General features: G+C 69.5%; 17 protein-coding genes. 15 read left to right on the top strand and 2 right to left on the bottom strand.

Annotation, left to right across the window (positions count from 1 at the left end):
- Nucleotides 1-14: 14 nt before the first annotated feature.
- On the bottom strand, nt 15-344 hold the full coding sequence (locus G6N51_RS25825) for a hypothetical protein (RefSeq protein ID WP_083173425.1): 330 nt from the start codon (nt 342-344) through the stop codon (nt 15-17).
- 33 nt (nt 345-377) lie between these two features.
- Between G6N51_RS25825 and hisN the strand changes: the two genes are divergently transcribed.
- From hisN to G6N51_RS25810, 3 genes are all read left to right on the top strand, one after another.
- Nucleotides 378-1,157, top strand: a complete 780-nt coding sequence (hisN, locus tag G6N51_RS25820; RefSeq protein WP_083173424.1) for a histidinol-phosphatase — start codon at nt 378-380, stop codon at nt 1,155-1,157.
- Nucleotides 1,158-1,241: 84 nt separating this feature from the next.
- Nucleotides 1,242-2,651, top strand: a complete 1,410-nt coding sequence (locus tag G6N51_RS25815) for an acyl-CoA dehydrogenase family protein (protein ID WP_083173423.1) — start codon at nt 1,242-1,244, stop codon at nt 2,649-2,651.
- 34 nt (nt 2,652-2,685) lie between these two features.
- Nucleotides 2,686-3,891, top strand: a complete 1,206-nt coding sequence (locus tag G6N51_RS25810; RefSeq protein ID WP_083173422.1) for an acyl-CoA dehydrogenase family protein — start codon at nt 2,686-2,688, stop codon at nt 3,889-3,891.
- Here the strand turns inward: G6N51_RS25810 and G6N51_RS25805 are convergent.
- A complete protein-coding gene (locus tag G6N51_RS25805; RefSeq protein ID WP_083173421.1) occupies nt 3,884-4,741 on the bottom strand; it encodes an oxidoreductase in 858 nt (285 codons plus the stop codon). The genes G6N51_RS25810 and G6N51_RS25805 overlap by 8 nt on opposite strands.
- Nucleotides 4,742-4,763: 22 nt before the next feature.
- Between G6N51_RS25805 and G6N51_RS25800 the strand changes: the two genes are divergently transcribed.
- The 12 genes from G6N51_RS25800 (at nt 4,764) to G6N51_RS25745 (ending at nt 15,561) form a co-directional block, all read left to right on the top strand.
- Complete coding sequence (locus tag G6N51_RS25800; RefSeq protein WP_083173420.1) at nt 4,764-5,762, top strand: acrylyl-CoA reductase family protein; 999 nt, start codon at nt 4,764-4,766, stop codon at nt 5,760-5,762.
- A gap of 22 nt (nt 5,763-5,784) precedes the next feature.
- Nucleotides 5,785-6,756: an NADPH:quinone oxidoreductase family protein gene (locus G6N51_RS25795; protein WP_163750831.1), complete on the top strand. Its 972-nt coding sequence runs from the start codon at nt 5,785-5,787 to the stop codon at nt 6,754-6,756.
- Nucleotides 6,757-6,927: 171 nt separating this feature from the next.
- Nucleotides 6,928-8,019, top strand: a complete 1,092-nt coding sequence (locus G6N51_RS25790) for a homogentisate 1,2-dioxygenase (protein WP_083173418.1) — start codon at nt 6,928-6,930, stop codon at nt 8,017-8,019.
- Between the two features lie 2 nt (nt 8,020-8,021).
- On the top strand, nt 8,022-9,203 hold the full coding sequence (locus tag G6N51_RS25785; protein WP_083173417.1) for an alpha/beta hydrolase family protein: 1,182 nt from the start codon (nt 8,022-8,024) through the stop codon (nt 9,201-9,203).
- Between the two features lie 47 nt (nt 9,204-9,250).
- Nucleotides 9,251-10,456: a CaiB/BaiF CoA transferase family protein gene (locus G6N51_RS25780; RefSeq protein WP_083173445.1), complete on the top strand. Its 1,206-nt coding sequence runs from the start codon at nt 9,251-9,253 to the stop codon at nt 10,454-10,456.
- A complete protein-coding gene (locus G6N51_RS25775) occupies nt 10,453-11,361 on the top strand; it encodes a hydroxymethylglutaryl-CoA lyase (RefSeq protein ID WP_163750829.1) in 909 nt (302 codons plus the stop codon). Before G6N51_RS25780 ends, G6N51_RS25775 begins: the two co-directional genes overlap by 4 nt.
- Nucleotides 11,361-11,975: a TetR/AcrR family transcriptional regulator gene (locus G6N51_RS25770; RefSeq protein WP_083173415.1), complete on the top strand. Its 615-nt coding sequence runs from the start codon at nt 11,361-11,363 to the stop codon at nt 11,973-11,975. The genes G6N51_RS25775 and G6N51_RS25770 overlap by 1 nt, the downstream gene beginning before the upstream one ends.
- 21 nt (nt 11,976-11,996) lie before the next feature.
- The gene (locus G6N51_RS25765) at nt 11,997-13,232 is read left to right on the top strand and encodes an acyl-CoA dehydrogenase family protein (protein ID WP_083173414.1); all 1,236 of its coding nucleotides are present in this window, start codon (nt 11,997-11,999) and stop codon (nt 13,230-13,232) included.
- Nucleotides 13,229-14,227, top strand: a complete 999-nt coding sequence (locus tag G6N51_RS25760) for a phosphotransferase family protein (protein ID WP_083173413.1) — start codon at nt 13,229-13,231, stop codon at nt 14,225-14,227. The genes G6N51_RS25765 and G6N51_RS25760 overlap by 4 nt, the downstream gene beginning before the upstream one ends.
- Nucleotides 14,224-14,580 (top strand): DUF6285 domain-containing protein, encoded by a 357-nt coding sequence (locus G6N51_RS25755; protein ID WP_083173412.1) that lies wholly within the window; start codon nt 14,224-14,226, stop codon nt 14,578-14,580. The genes G6N51_RS25760 and G6N51_RS25755 overlap by 4 nt, the downstream gene beginning before the upstream one ends.
- 10 nt (nt 14,581-14,590) lie before the next feature.
- Entirely contained in the window at nt 14,591-14,992 is a 402-nt protein-coding gene (locus G6N51_RS25750) for a nuclear transport factor 2 family protein (protein ID WP_083173411.1), read from the top strand.
- Between the two features lie 32 nt (nt 14,993-15,024).
- Nucleotides 15,025-15,561: a YceI family protein gene (locus G6N51_RS25745; RefSeq protein ID WP_083173444.1), complete on the top strand. Its 537-nt coding sequence runs from the start codon at nt 15,025-15,027 to the stop codon at nt 15,559-15,561.
- The last annotated feature ends 5 nt before the right edge of the window (nt 15,562-15,566 follow it).

Here is a 15,566-nt window from a genome sequence, read left to right as displayed (position 1 = left end):
CCGGCTGACTGCCGCTACACCGGGGGCGGCTCGGGCGGGGCCAACCTCCAGTTGTCCGGATTCTTCGGCGAATACACCACGGGAAACAACTGGCCCATGGTCGGCCAGTGCTCGACGTCGACCGCCATGCGCTGATACACGGCGTGCTCGCTGACGGTGGGCCCGTTGATCACGCCGGCGATGGTGACGAACTGTTCACCGGTGGCGTCCGGTCGTGGGCTCACCCCGGTCACCAGCAGCGTGCCGTTCAGCAGCTCGCCGCGGGGGCCACGCGGACGGAACCGCTGGGCGAGGGCGACGGCCAAAACGGCCACCAGAAGGATCAGCACACCGAATTCCCACACGCCGCCATGGTAGAGCCGTGGTAGGACTGCGTCATGAGTCGGGACGATCTGACGCTGGCGCAGACGCTGGCCGACCGCGCGGACGCGCTGACCTCGGCCCGGTTCGGCGCGCTGGACCTGCGCGTTGACACCAAACCCGACCTGACCCCGGTCACCGACGCCGACCGCGCGGTGGAGACGGAACTACGGGAGACGCTGGGACGCGAACGTCCGCTCGACAGCATCGTCGGCGAGGAGTTCGGCGGAACCACCACGTTCACCGGACGCCAATGGATCATCGACCCCATCGACGGCACCAAGAACTTCGTGCGCGGCGTGCCCGTGTGGGCCAGTCTGATCGCACTGCTCGAAGACGGTGTCCCCACGGTCGGCGTCGTCAGCGCGCCCGCACTGCAACGTCGCTGGTGGGCCGCGCGCGGCGAGGGCGCCTTCGTCACGGTCGACGGCGCACCGGCGCGCCGGCTGACGGTTTCTTCTGTGGCGCAACTGGATTCGGCCAGCCTCTCATTCTCGAGCCTGTCCGGCTGGGCGCAGCGCGGACTGCGAGAGCGCTTCATCGCGCTGACCGACGCCGTGTGGCGGGTGCGCGCCTTCGGCGACTTCCTCTCCTATTGCCTGCTGGCGGAAGGGGCCGTCGACATCGCCGCCGAGCCCGAGGTGTCGGTATGGGATCTCGCGGCGCTCGACATCCTGGTGCGCGAGGCCGGCGGGAACCTGACCGGCCTGGACGGCGGCGCCGGACCGCACCGCGGCAGCGCCGTGGCGACCAATGGGCGGCTGCACGAAATCGTGCTCCGTTCACTGGCGCTGTGAATTAGTTAACAAGTGTTCTCTGTTATCTTACTCCGGAGTAAGATAGGCTTGTCCGCACCGCCCCGACAACTACAGGCTGACGACATGACCGACACTCGTTCCGGTTCACCGAAGACTTCAGAAGCCGCCCGCTCCCGCCGCAAACGCAAAGACCGGCAGAGCGGAATCGGCCTGCAACCGCACAAGCGCACGGGCATCGACATCGCCATCGCGCTGCTCACCCCGCTCATGGGCCAGGAGTTCCTGGACCGCTACCACCTGCGCGATCCGGTCAACCGCGGCCTGCAGTACGGCACCAAGACCATCTTCTCCACCTCGGCCGCCGCCTCCCGTCAGTTCAAGCGACTGCAGAACCTGCGCGGCGGACCGACCCGGCTCAAGTCGAGCGGCAAGGACTACTTCGACCTGACGCCCGACGACGACCAGAAGATGATCGTCGAGACGCTCACCGAGTTCGCCGAGGAGGTGCTGCGGCCCGCGGCTCACGACGCCGACGAGGCCGCGGCCTACCCGCCCGACCTGATCGCCAAGGCCGCCGAGTTGGGCATCACGGCGATCAACATCCCCGAGGATTTCGACGGCATCGCCGCGCACCGCTCCAGCGTGACCAACGTGCTGGTGGCCGAGGCGCTGGCCTACGGCGACATGGGTCTGGCCCTGCCGATCCTGGCCCCCGGGGGTGTGGCCGCCGCGCTGACCCACTGGGGCAGCGCGGACCAGCAGGCCACCTATCTGCACGAGTTCGCCGGCGACAACGTGCCGCAGGCCTGCGTCGCGATCGCCGAGCCGCGGCCGCTGTTCGACCCCACCCGCCTGACGACCACCGCGGTGCGCACCCCGAGCGGCTACCGCCTCGAGGGCGTGAAGTCTTTGGTCCCGGCGGCGGTCGATGCGGAACTGTTCGTCGTCGGCGCACAGCTGGACGGCAAGCCCGCCCTGTTCATCGTCGAGTCGTCGACGAAAGGCCTTACCGTCAAAGCGGATCCGAGCATGGGCCTGCGCGCGGCGGCACTGGGCCACGTGGAGCTCTCCGGGGTTTCGGTCCCGCTGAGCGCGCGGCTCGGTGAGGACGAGGCGACCGATGACGACTACTCCGAAGCGATCGCGCTGGCCCGGCTGGGGTGGGCGGCGCTCGCGGTGGGCACCTCGCACGCGGTGCTCGACTACGTCGTGCCCTACGTCAAGGAGCGCGAAGCCTTCGGCGAGCCGATCGCGCATCGCCAGGCCGTCGCGTTCATGTGCGCCAACATCGCCATCGAGCTGGACGGGCTGCGGTTGATCACCTGGCGCGGCGCGGCCCGCGCCGAGCAGGGCCTCCCCTTCGTCCGCGAGGCGGCGTTGGCCAAGCGGCTCGGCGCCGACAAGGGCATGCAGATCGGCCTGGACGGCGTGCAGCTGCTCGGCGGCCACGGCTTCACCAAGGAACACCCGGTCGAGCGCTGGTACCGCGACCTGCGGGCCATCGGCGTGGCCGAGGGCGTCGTCGTCATCTAGGCCGTCACCGATCCGGACTACCGAAAGACCAACCATGGCAATCAATCTGGAACTGCCCCGCAAGCTGCAAGCGGTCGTCGTCAAGACCCATCAGGGCGCCGCCGAGCTGATGCGGCCGATCGCCCGCAAGTACGACCTCGCCGAACACGCCTACCCGGTCGAACTCGACACGCTGTACAACCTGTTCGCGGGCGCGTCCGAATCGATCGAATTCGCCGGGGCCGACAACCTGGGCGACGAGAACCAGGACCGGGACCAAAACCACAACGGCGCCAACATGGCCGCGCTGCTGCAGACTTTGGAGGCCTGCTGGGGCGACGTCGCGATGATGCTCTCGGTCCCCTATCAGGGCTTGGGCAACGCGGCGATCTCCGCCGTCGCCACCGACGAACAGCTGGAGCGCCTGGGCAAGGTGTGGGCGGCGATGGCCATCACCGAACCGGGCTTCGGCTCCGACTCGGCGGCGGTGTCGACCACCGCCAAGCTGGACGGCGACGAGTACGTGATCAACGGCGAGAAGATCTACGTCACCGCCGGCTCGCGGGCCACCCACATCGTGGTGTGGGCCACGCTGGACAAGTCGCAGGGCCGTGCGGCGATCAAGTCGTTCATCGTTCCGCGCGAGCACCCCGGCGTCACCGTCGAACGGCTCGAGCGCAAGCTCGGCATCAAGGGCTCCGACACCGCCGCGATCCGGTTCGACAACGTCCGAATCCCCAAGGAAAACCTGCTCGGAAACCCCGAAATCGAAGTCGGCAAGGGCTTTTCGGGGGTGATGGAGACCTTCGACAACACCCGGCCCATCGTGGCCGCCATGGCGATCGGGGTCGCCCGCGCCGCCCTGGAGGAGATCCGCAAGATCCTCACCGAGGCCGGGGTGGAGATCTCCTACGACAAACCGTCGCACGCCCAGAGCGCCCCGGCGGCGGAGTTCCTGCGGATGGAGGCCGACTGGGAGGCCGCCTACCTGCTCGCGCTGCGCGCGGCGTGGCAGGCCGACAACAAGATCCCCAACTCCAAAGAGGCCTCGATGAGCAAGGCCAAGGCCGGCCGCATGGCCAGCGACGTGACCCTCAAGTCTGTCGAATTGGCCGGCACCACCGGCTATTCCGAGCAATCGATGCTGGAGAAGTGGGCGCGCGACTCCAAGATCCTCGACATCTTCGAGGGCACCCAGCAGATTCAGCAGTTGGTGGTCGCCCGCCGCTTGCTGGGCCTGTCGTCGGCCGAGCTCAAATAGCGACCGCGTCCAGCCGCTCGCGGGTGTCGTCGTCGAGTTGGACGGACGCGGCGTCGAGGTTCTCCTCCAGGTGACGCACCGACGAGGTGCCGGGGATCAGCAGCACATTGGGCGCCACGCTCAGCGTCCACGCCAGCGCGACCTGCGCCGGCGTCCGTCCGAGCCGATCGGCGACCTCGACCACCAGTTCGTGGGTGAGCACGGGGTTCGGCTGGATGAAGGCGGCCCCCAGCGGGAAGAACGGAACGAACGCGATACCCCGCGCCGTGCACTCGTCGAGAACGGGCTGCGACGACCGGTCGATGAGATTGAAAGCGTTTTGCACGCACGCGATTTCGGTGCGGTCCAGGGCGTGCAGCAGGTGTTCGCGATTGACGTTGCTCAGCCCGATGCCGCCGATCAACCCCGCCTCGCGCGCTTGGATCATGACCGAAAGCTGGTCGTCGAACAGCTGATCCGGACCGTCGCTTTCGAACACGCGCAGGTTGACCGCGGCCAATTGGTCGACGCCGAGGGCGCGCAGGTTGGTCTCGATGTCGCGGCGCAGGTCGGCCGGTGCGTCGACCGGCAGCCAGCCGCCGCCGTCGTCGCGGCGCCCGCCGACCTTGCTCACCAGGGCCAGGTTCTCCGGATAGGGATGCAGCGCCTCGCGGATCAGCTCGTTGGCGACGTCGGGGCCGTAGAACTGGGCGGTGTCGATGTGATCGACGCCGAGTTCGACCGCCCGCCGCAACACGGCCAGCGCCTCGTCGCGGTCCCGGGGCGGGCCGAACACGTTGGGGCCCGGCAACTGCATGGCGCCGAAGCCGACCCGGGAGACCGAAAAGCGACCGAGTGGAAAGGAATCCATACGGTGAGGTTAGCGTCGAGGCATGGACACGTTTCAAGCGCTCGTCGCCCGCGAAGATGGTGACCGGATAACCGCCTCGGTCGAGACATTGAGCGACTCGGATCTGCCGCCCGGTGAGGTGACGATCCGGGTGCTCTATTCGAGCGTCAACTACAAGGACGCGTTGGCGCTGACCCCGCGCGGCGGCGTGGTGCGCGGCTACCCGGTGGTGCCGGGTATCGACCTGACCGGCGAGGTCGTCGAGTCGCAGTCCCCCGACTTCCCCGTCGGCGAGCAGGTGCTGGCCCACGGGTATCAGATCGGCACCGGCCACCACGGCGGCTACGCGCAATACGCGCGGCTGCCGGCCGACCAGGTCGTCGCGCTCGGCGCGTTGAGCCCGCGCGATGGCGCCGCGATCGGGACCGCCGGCTTCACCGCCGCGATGAGCGTGCAGGCGCTGATCGACTGGGGCGTCCAGCCCGGCGCCGGATCGGTGGTCGTCACCGGCGCCTCCGGCGGCGTGGGCTCGGTCAGCGTCGATTTGCTGGCCGCCGCGGGGTATCGGGTGGTCGCCTCGACCGGGAAGGAGTCGGCGGCCGGGCTGCTGAAAGAGCTTGGCGCCGCGGAGGTTATCGGCCGGCTGCCGGAGGATCCCGACGCCAAACCGCGGCCGCTGGCCAAGGCGCGCTGGGCGGCCGCGGTGGATTGCGTGGGCGGCGCGACGCTGGCCGACGTGCTCAGTGCCGTCGACTACGGCGGGGCGGTGGCCTGTAGCGGCCTGACGGGTGGTCCCGCGTTGCACACCACGGTGATGCCGTTCATCTTGCGCGGTGTCGCGCTGCTCGGGATGGATTCGGTGCTGATGCCGATCGACCGGCGCCGCAAACTGTGGGCGCTGCTGGGTGATTCGTTGCGTCCGCGTCATCTGGACGCGCTCATCAGCGAGGTCGACGTCAAGGACGTGGTCGAGGTGCTGGACCAGGTGCGCGCCGGCAAGTTCACCGGGCGGGCGGTGGTGCGGGTCGCCGACGGATTTTGAGCCGGCAGTAGGCTGTCCGACCATGCGAGCTGCACGGGTGACCCGGCTGGACGGTCCGGACGCGATCGAGGTGGCGGAGGTCGACGAACCGTCGGGTGACGGCGTGGTCGTCGAGGTGCACGCCGCCGGTGCCGCCTTCCCCGACGCCCTGCTGACCCGGGGCCTCTATCAGTACCGCCCCGAGCCGCCGTTCGTGCTGGGGGCCGAGATCGCCGGGGTGGTGCGCTCGGCGCCGGGCGACGCACACGTGCAGGCCGGCGACCGGGTCGTCGGACTGACCATGCTCAGCGGCGGCATGGCCGAGGTCGCAATCCTGCAGCCCGACCGGGTGTTCAAGCTTCCCGACAACGTGAGTTTCGAGGCGGGTGCCGGCCTGCTGTTCAACGACCTGACGGTGTACTTCGCCCTGACGGTGCGCGGCCGGCTGGCCCAGGGCGAGACGGTGCTGGTGCAGGGCGCCGCCGGCGGCATCGGGACGTCGACGCTGCGGCTGGCGCCGCTGCTCGGGGCGTCGCGCACCATCGCCGTGGTCAGCACCGAAGAGAAGGCGGACGTCGCGACGGCCGCCGGGGCCACCGACGTGGTGCTCGCCGACGGGTTCAAGGACGCGGTCAAGGAGCTGACCGGCGGACGCGGCGTCGACGTCGTGCTCGACCCGGTCGGCGGCGACCGGTTCACCGATTCGCTACGGTCCCTCGCCCCCGGCGGGCGGCTGCTGGTCGTCGGCTTCACCGGCGGGGACATCCCGACGGTGAAGGTGAACCGGTTGCTGCTCAACAACATTGACGTGGTGGGCGTGGGCTGGGGGGCGTGGACCGCGACGCACCCGAACGCGCTGGCCGAGCAGTGGGCCGGGCTCGAGATGCTGCTCAGCTCGGGCCGGCTGGCCGCACCCAACCCCGAGGTCTATCCCCTGGATGAGGCCGCCGCCGCGGTGGCGTCCCTGGAGAACCGCACCGCCAAGGGCAAGGTCGTGGTGCGCGTCCGGAATTGACGCCGGCCGAACCGGCCGCGCCCGGTCGGGGTGGGCTTCGCAGGATCTGATAGCGCGGGCGATATCAGACCGTGGCAGCCGCGCATGGTCGGCGGATCCGGCCTTGTGCGCGCCGGAAACGAAAAGTAATGTCACTTTCAGTTTTGTAGTCGCCCGAACCGGGGGTCACCCATGGAATCCTTCGTCCACATGCGAAAAGGCAAGACGCCGCGGCGCCTGCATGCCGACCTCGACGGCCTCAAGGACGACGAGCTCGGCCGGGGCGGATTCACCGGCCGCACCGCGAACCTCTACCGCCGTCACGACCCCACCGCCTACCGGTCGGTCGGCCCGCTGCGCCCCGTCGACGTGCTGGCCGGCGAGCTCAAGCCCAGCGATGCCACCGACGCCGACGGCGGTCCCCTGCTGATGTTCAGCAACGCCGACTGCCGAATCCTGTTGAGCCGTCGCCACGAGCCGATGCCGTTCTACGTACGCCATGTCGACGGCGACCTGCTGTGCTTCGTGCACCGGGGCGCCGGTCTGCTCGAAACCGAGTTCGGCCCCCTGCGTTACTCCGAAGGCGACTGGGTCTACCTACCCAAGGCGTGCACCTGGCGCCAGGTGCCGGATGGCGAGACGACGCTGCTCATGGTCGAGGCGACCGACGAATTCCGGGTGCCCCCGCCCGGGCCGCTCGGCCGGCACTTCCCGTTCGACCCGTCGCAGGCCACCATCCCCGAACCGGCACCCATCGACGACGACGGACGCGACGAGTACGAGGTCCGGCTGATCCACGAAGGCGGGCCGACAACGCTGTTCTACCAACACCATCCGCTCGACGTCGAGGGCTGGCGCGGTGACAACTTCGCGTTCACCTTCAACATCGCCGACTACAACGTCGTGACCTCCGACAGCGTGCACCTGCCGCCGACGGTGCACCTGTTCATGCAGGCCACCGGCGTCTACGTGATGAACTTCCTGCCGAAGCCGGCCGAAGGGGTTCCGGGGACCGAGCGCACTCCGTGGTATCACCGCAACGTCGACTATGACGAGATCGCCTTCTTCCACGGCGGCTCGCTCTACGGCATCCCGATGCCGCCCGGCCTGATTTCCCATGCGCCGCAAGGCGTTCACCACGGCGCACCGGAAAAGGCCCGGGAACGGGCGCGCCGCAAGTTCGACGACTACTCCCGCGTCGATTGGCAAGTGATCGCCGTCGACACCCGCCGGCGCCTGACCCCCTCGGCCGAGGTGCTGGCGCACGACTTAGGACAACACTGACCATGACGACCCGCCACGAATACGACCGATTCCCCTATCTCGTTGCCTTCCAGAACGATTCCGGCGTCCGCGACGTGTACGGCGGCCTCGCCGAGATCACGGTGCTGGAGAGCTACCTGCTCAAGCCGAAGGACAAGCCGTCGGACACCGTGCTGGTGTTCATGCATCCCATCGGCGGCGGCGCCTACCTGCCGATGATCAATGCGCTGGCCCGGGCCGGCCACCACGTCATCTACTGCAACAGCCGGTTCCGCGGCACGGACTCGGCGCTGCTGATGGAGAAGGTCGTCGAGGACCTCGGCGAGTGCATCAAGGACGCCAAGAAGCGGCTGGGCTATCAGAAGGTGGTGCTGGCGGGGTGGAGTGGCGGCGGCTCGCTGTCGGTGTTCTACCAGCAGCAGGCCCAGCACCCGACCATCACGTCGAGCCCGTCGGGGGACGGCCCGGACCTGACCGCCCTGGACCTGATCCCCGCCGACGGCATCATGCTGCTGGCGGCGCACATCAGCCGGCACGGCACGCTGACCGAATGGCTCGACGCGTCGATCCTCGACGAATCCGACCCCACCAAGCGCGATCCCGAGCTGGACCTGTACAACCCGGACAACCCGAACCAGCCGCCCTACCGCCAAGAATTCCTGGCCCGGTATCGCCGGGCACAGGTGATGCGCAACCGCCGGATCACCGCGTGGGTCAAGGAGAAGCTGGCCGAACTGAGGGCCGCCGGACGTCCGGACGAGGAGTTCTGCTTCGTGGTGCACGGCACCATGGCCGACCCGCGCTGGCTGGACCCGACCGTCGATCCCAACGAACGCACCCCGGGAACCTGCTACCTGGGGGATCCTCAGGTGGTGAACATGAGCCCCGTCGGGCTGGCCCGCTTCTCCACGCTGCGGGGCTGGCTCTCGCAATGGAGTTACGACGACGCCCGCGGCGACGGGGTGGCCTGCGGCGCCGACCTCGCGGTCCCGGCGCTGGTGATCGGCAACCTGGCCGACGACGCCTGCACCCCCAGCCACACCCGACGGCTCTTCGACGCGATCGGGCATCACGACAAGGAGATGCACGAAATTCCCGGCGCCACCCACTATTACGCGGGGCCCGACCAGCGCGACAAGCTGCGCGCGGCCGTCGACATCGTCACCGACTGGCTGGTCCGTCACGACTTCGCGGGCAGGCAATGACGACCGCCGGCGACGATGCAGAGCGCAGCGATGACCAGGAGCGGCGCATGGCACCGGCCGGACCGCTGGACGGCATCCGGGTGCTCGAGCTCGGCACGTTGATCGCGGGCCCCTTCGCCGGCCGGTTGCTGGGCGACATGGGCGCCGACGTCATCAAGGTGGAACCGCCCGGCGCCCCCGACCCGTTGCGCACCTGGGGTCAGGCCGAGCTCGACGGGGAGCACGTCTTCTGGACCGTCCACGCGCGCAACAAGAGGGCGGTCACCCTGGACCTGCGCCGCCCACGCGGCCGCGAACTGTTCTGCGACCTCGTCGAGAAGTCCGACATCGTCGTGGAGAACTTCCGCCCGGGGACGCTGGAGAAATGGGACCTGGGCTACGACGTGCTCAGCGCCCGCAACCCGGGCATCATCCTGGTCCGGGTGTCCGGTTACGGGCAGACCGGGCCCGACGCCCGCAAGGCCGGCTATGCCTCGGTGGCCGAGGCGGCCAGCGGGCTGCGGCACCTCAACGGTTTCCCCGGCGGCCCGCCGCCCCGGCTCGCGCTCTCCCTCGGCGACAGCCTGGCCGGCATGTTCGGCGCCCAGGGTGCGCTGGCCGCGCTGTACCGCCGCGGCGTCACCGGGCGCGGCCAGGTTGTGGACGTCGCGCTGACCGAATCCTGTTTGGCCGTGCAGGAATCCACCATTCCCGACTACGACGTCGGCGGCGTGGTGCGTGGACCGTCGGGCACCCGGCTGGAGGGCATCGCGCCGTCCAACATCTACCGCAGCGCCGACGGCTCGTGGGTGGTGATCGCCGCCAACCAGGACACCGTCTTCGCCCGGCTGTGCAAGGCGATGGGCCGCCCGGAGCTGGCCGTCGACGACCGGTTCGCCACGCACGTCGCGCGCGGGCGCAACCAGGACACGCTCGACGAGATCATCGGCGCGTGGGCCGCGGAACGTGAGCCCGGTGACATCATCGAAACCCTCAGCGCCGCGGGGGTGATCGCCGGTCCGATCAACACGGTCGCGGAGGTGGTCAACGACCCGCAGCTGCGGGCCCGCGGCATGCTCGTCGAGCACTACGACGAGCGGGTGCGGCGCAACGTCCTGGGCCCGGGCATCGTCCCGGTGCTCTCGGAGTCCCCGGGCCGGGTCCGCGCCGCCGGTCCCGCCCGGCCCGGCCAGCACAACGACGACGTCTACATCGGGCTGCTGGGCAAGAGCGCCGAGGAGCTCGACGAGCTGCGGGCGGAGGTGGTGATATGAGCGGGCACGTGACCATCCGCGAGGTCGCGCTGCGCGACGGCCTGCAGATCGAGACGCCGATCCCGTTGGCGGACAAGCTCGAACTGCTGGCGGCGATCGCCGCGACCGGGGTCCGCGAGGTGGAGGCCACCGCGTTCGTCTCGCCGTCGAAGGTGCCGTCGATGGCCGACGCCGCCGAGCTCGCCGCGCACCTGCACGACTACCCCGACATCGAGTTCTCCGCCCTGGTGGCCAGCCCGAACGGCGCCAGGCGTGCCGTCGCGGCGGGGCTGCGCTCGATCGAGTACGTGGTGGCCGCCGACGACGCGTTCAGCATGGCCAACGTCGGGCGGACCAGCGCCGAGGCCACCGCGGCGATCGACGAGATCGTCGCCATCGCGCACGACGGCCCCTCAAGCTTTCCGGTGACCGTCGAGGTGGTCATCGCCACCGCGTGGGACTCACCGTTCGAAGGCCCCACCCCGCCCCGGCGGGTGCTCGACATCGCCGCGGCCGCCCGCGACCGCGGCGCCGACCGCCTGTCGATCGCCGACACGATCGGCACCACCACCCCGGGGCGCGTGAGCTCCCTGATCGCACAGGTGCTTCCGGTGATCGGCGACCTGCCGCTGGGCGGTCATTTCCACAACACCCGCGGCTGCGGGCTGGCCAGCGCCTACGCCGCGGTCAGCTCCGGAGTGACCCGACTGGACGCCTCGGTCGGCGGCCTGGGCGGTTGTCCGTTCGCACCGGGGGCCACCGGTAACATCGCCACCGAGGATTTGGTGTACCTGCTGCGCGACAGCGGCATCGACGTCGACGTCGACCTGCAGGCCGCCATCGCCGCGGCCGGCGTGGCGAAGTCCGTTGTCGGCCACGACCTGCCGAGCGCGCTGCTGCGGGCCGGCGACCGGATGCGCACCTGATGCCCGCCCAGGACACGCTCACCGCCAAGGGCCGCCAGACCAGGCAGGCCATCGAGCAAGCCGCACGAAAGCTGTTCGCGGAGCGTGGTTTCCACGGCACCACCCTGGCCGACATCACCTCGGCGGCGGGCAAGTCGCCCGCGGTGTTCTACCGGTATTTCGCCGACAAGGAGGACCTGCTCGCCGCCCTGGCCGAATCGTTCCTGCACGACGTCGTGACACCGTCCGGGCTGAGCCTCGAGCTGCCGGAATCGCCGGACGACGACGCCTTTTTCACCTCGGTGGTCACCGGCTACTGGAACATGTTCAAACAGAACATCGGCATCATGATCGCCGTGGCCCAGCTCGCCGCCACCCAGCGCCGGTTCGCGGCCGTGCAGAACGAATTCCGCCGTTTCGGCATGGACATCGTCGCAGCCTCGGTCCGCCGCGCCCAGGAGCAGGGCTACGGAACCGAGCTGGATCCGCAACACACCGCGGCGGCCATCGCCCTGCTGTTCGAGAACTTCACCACCGTGTTCGTCGGCCCCTCCAACCTGGGCATCAAGATCAGCGACACCGACGCCATCGCCACCCTGTCGACGATCTGGAAGAAAACCCTCTACGGCGCTTGAGCCTTTCCAAAGGAGACACCTGTGGATTTCACACTGCCCGAACACCTTCCGGGCCTGCTCACCGAGATGGACGAGTTCATCGAGTCCGAGATCAAACCGCTGGAGCGCGAACACATCCAGTATTTCGACAAGCGCCGCGAACATGCCCGCACCGACTGGGACAACGATGGCATCCCCACCCGCGAGTGGGAGGACCTGCTCGCCGAGATGCGCAGACGCGCCGACAAGGCGGGCTGGCTGCGGTACGGGCTGCCGGCCGCGCTCGGCGGCCGGGACGGCACCAACGTCGACATGGCGGTCATCCGGGAACACCTCGCCCACAAGGGTCTTGGCCTGCACAACGACCTGCAGAACGAGTCCTCGATCGTCGGGAACTTCCCCCAGGTGATCATGATGGAGCGCTTCGGCACCGACGAGCAGCGACGGCTGTGGTCCGAGGCGCTGATCACCGGCGAACGGTCCATGGCGTTCGGCCTGACCGAGCCGCAGCACGGCTCGGACGCCACCTGGCTGGAGACGCGCGCGCAGGCCGACGGTGACGGCTGGGTGATCAACGGGTCCAAGCGGTTCAACACCGGGGTCCACCGCGCGACCCACGACCTTGTCTTCGCCCGCACGTCCGGTGAGCCGGGCCAGGCGCGGGGCATCACGGCGTTTCTGGTGCCGACGGATGCGCCCGGCTTCGACATTCCCTACTACTGGTGGACGTTCAACATGCCGACCGATCACGGCGAAGTCCGGTTGACCGACGTCCGGGTGCCCGCCGACGCGGTGCTCGGCGAGGTGGACCGCGGCCTGGAGGTCGCGCAGACGTTCTTGCACGAGAACAGGATTCGGCAGGCGGCCAGCAGCCTGGGCGCGGCGCAGTACTGCATCGACCGCGCCGCCGAATACGCCGGCCAACGGAGCGTCTTCGGCAAACCGCTGTCGGTCAACCAGGCAGTGCAGTGGCCGCTGGCCGAATTGCAGACGGAAGCCCAGATGGTGCGGCTGCTGGTGGCCTACGCCGCCTGGCACCTGGACCGGGACCACCACATGGAGGTCTCGGACAAGGTGTCGATGGCCAACTATCGGGCCAACCGACTCGTCTGCGACGCCGCCGACCGGGCCATGCAGATCTTCGGTGGCCTGGGCTACAGCCGCCACGAGCCGTTCGAGCACATCTATCGGCACCACCGCCGCTACCGGATCACCGAGGGCGCCGAGGAGATCCAGATTCGCCGGGTGGCGCAGCGGCTGTTTAAGTTTGGCAAGTGACGACGACCGAGGAGCTGGCCTCTCGACTCGCCGCGAAACTCACGCCGGTGCTGGGTGCCGATGTCACGGTGCAGAACCTGCGCGCCTTGACCGGCGGCGCGAGCCGATCCACCTGGGCGTTCGACGCCGTCACCGGCGACCGGCGCCACGCGCTGATCCTGCGCACCGGCGCGCCCGACGACCTGCACGCCGGCATGGAGCTGGAGGCGCGCGCGCAGGCCGCGGCGGCCGCGGCCGGCGCCCCGGTCCCCCACGTCCTCATCGCCGACGATTCGCCTGCCGCACTGGGCAATCCATTTCTGATCTGCGACGAGATCGCGGGCGAGACCATCGTCCGGCGCATTCAGCGTCAGCTCGACGCCGCGGGTGGGCAAGCGGCCCGGGCGGGGCTGCTGGGGCAGTGCGCGCAGGCCCTGGCGGCCATTCACCGCGCCGACCCGTGCATCCCCGGCCTGGCGGACGAGGACCCGCTTACGCAGTGGCGTGAGCGGCTCGACGCCATGGGTGACACGACGGCCACGTTCGAGTGGGCGTTTCGCTGGCTCGAGCTCAACCGGCCTCGAAAGGGCCCGCCGTCGGCGGACGTCCTGGTGCACGGCGACTACCGGATGGGCAACCTCATCGTCGACGGCTCCCGCCTGGCCGCCGTCCTCGACTGGGAGCTGGTGCACCGCGGCGACCCGTACGACGACCTCGCCTGGTTCTGCATCCGGGCCTGGCGCTTCGGCGCCCCGGCCAGCCTCGGCGCGGGCGGCCTCGGCAGCATCGAGAGCTTCCTTCGCGCCTACGAACAGGCCGGCGGGACCAGCGTCGACCGGGTGGCGTTCCACTGGTGGCTGGTGCTGGCCACGCTGCGTTGGGGCGTGATCTGCCGCTACCAGGCGGAGCGGCATCTGACCGGTCAGTTCCGCTCGGTGGAACTGGCCGCGATCGGTCGCCGCGTGTGCGAGACCGAGTGGGACCTGCTCGACCTGCTCGAAGAGGTCCCCGAATGATCGGGCCGTACGGCCGTCCCCTCGCGGCCGAGCTGGTGGCCGCGGTGGCCGAATTCCTGGAGACCGACGTGCGGGCGGCGACCAGCGGGCAGGTCAACTTCCACGCGAGGGTGGCCGCCAACGCGTTGCGCATCGTCGAGCGCGAACTGCTCGACGAGAGCGAGTCCGAGTCCCGCGCCGCGCTGACCGACCTGGGGTTCGCCGACGAGGAAGAGCTGGCCGCCGCGATCCGGGCGGGCGAGCTGGACGGACGGGCCCGGGAGGTCACCGCCTGCCTGCGCACCCTGGTGCGGCGCCGGGTGGCGGCCGCCCACCCCGGATACGACAGCGCCGACGGCGACGACAGCGAATAGGAGCGACATCATGACCGCTGCGAGTAAGGAAATCGTGGCCGACGCGGCCGACCGCCTGTTCACCGCGATCGAAAAGGGCGACGTCGCCGCGGTTGACCGCATGTGGAGCGAGGACATCACGGTCTGGCGGGCCGGCGCGCGGCGCGATTCTTCGGCGCCGGACGGCAAGGCCCGGGCGCTGCGGGTCATCGACTGGTTCATCGGCGCGACCACCGAACGCCACTACGAAATCCTGGACCGGCAATTCTTCGAGGGCGGCTTCGTCCAGCAGCACGTGCTGCACGCCACCGGCCATGCGGGCCAATCGATCTCGATGCGCGTCTGCATCGTGATCAGGGTGGGCCCCAACGGCCGGCTCGACCGGATCGACGAGTACTTCGACCCCGCCGAGATCGCGCCACTGATGGGATAGCCGTTAGATTCGCCACGAGAGATGGGGTGACGATGACGACTCTGGAAACACTGCTGAACGATCCCGACATGGCCGGGGTGTGGAACCTCGTCCCGGACCGCTCGGCGATCACCTTCAAGATCGCCAACATGTGGGGCCTGCTGCGCGTCAAGGGCCGGTTCACCGAGTTCGGCGGCGACGGCCAACTGACGGGCAAGGGCGCGGTTTTCGGCCGCCTGGACATCCGCGCCGCATCGCTGGACACCGGGATCGGCCGCCGCGACAAACACCTGCGCTCGGCCGACTTCTTCGACGTCGAGCGATTCGGTGAGATCAGCGTCGTCGTCACCGGGGTCCAGCCGACCAAGGGCAAGGCCGCCGAGCTGCGGGCGGCCTTCACCATCAAAGGCATCACCGCGCCGCTGCCGCTGCCCGCCACGATCACCGAGCTCGACGACGGGTCGATCCGGATCGCCGCCGAGGCCAAGATCGACCGCACCCAGTTCGACCTGGGCTGGAACCGCCTCGGCATGATCGGATCGACGGCCACCGCGGCGGCCGAAGCCGTCTTCGCGCGGGCTGCCCAGTAACGCCG

This window comes from Mycobacterium paraseoulense (assembly GCF_010731655.1).
GTDB lineage: Bacteria > Actinomycetota > Actinomycetes > Mycobacteriales > Mycobacteriaceae > Mycobacterium > Mycobacterium paraseoulense.
Note: the sequence above shows the minus strand (reverse complement) of the source record. Positions and strands in the feature narration are given on the sequence as shown.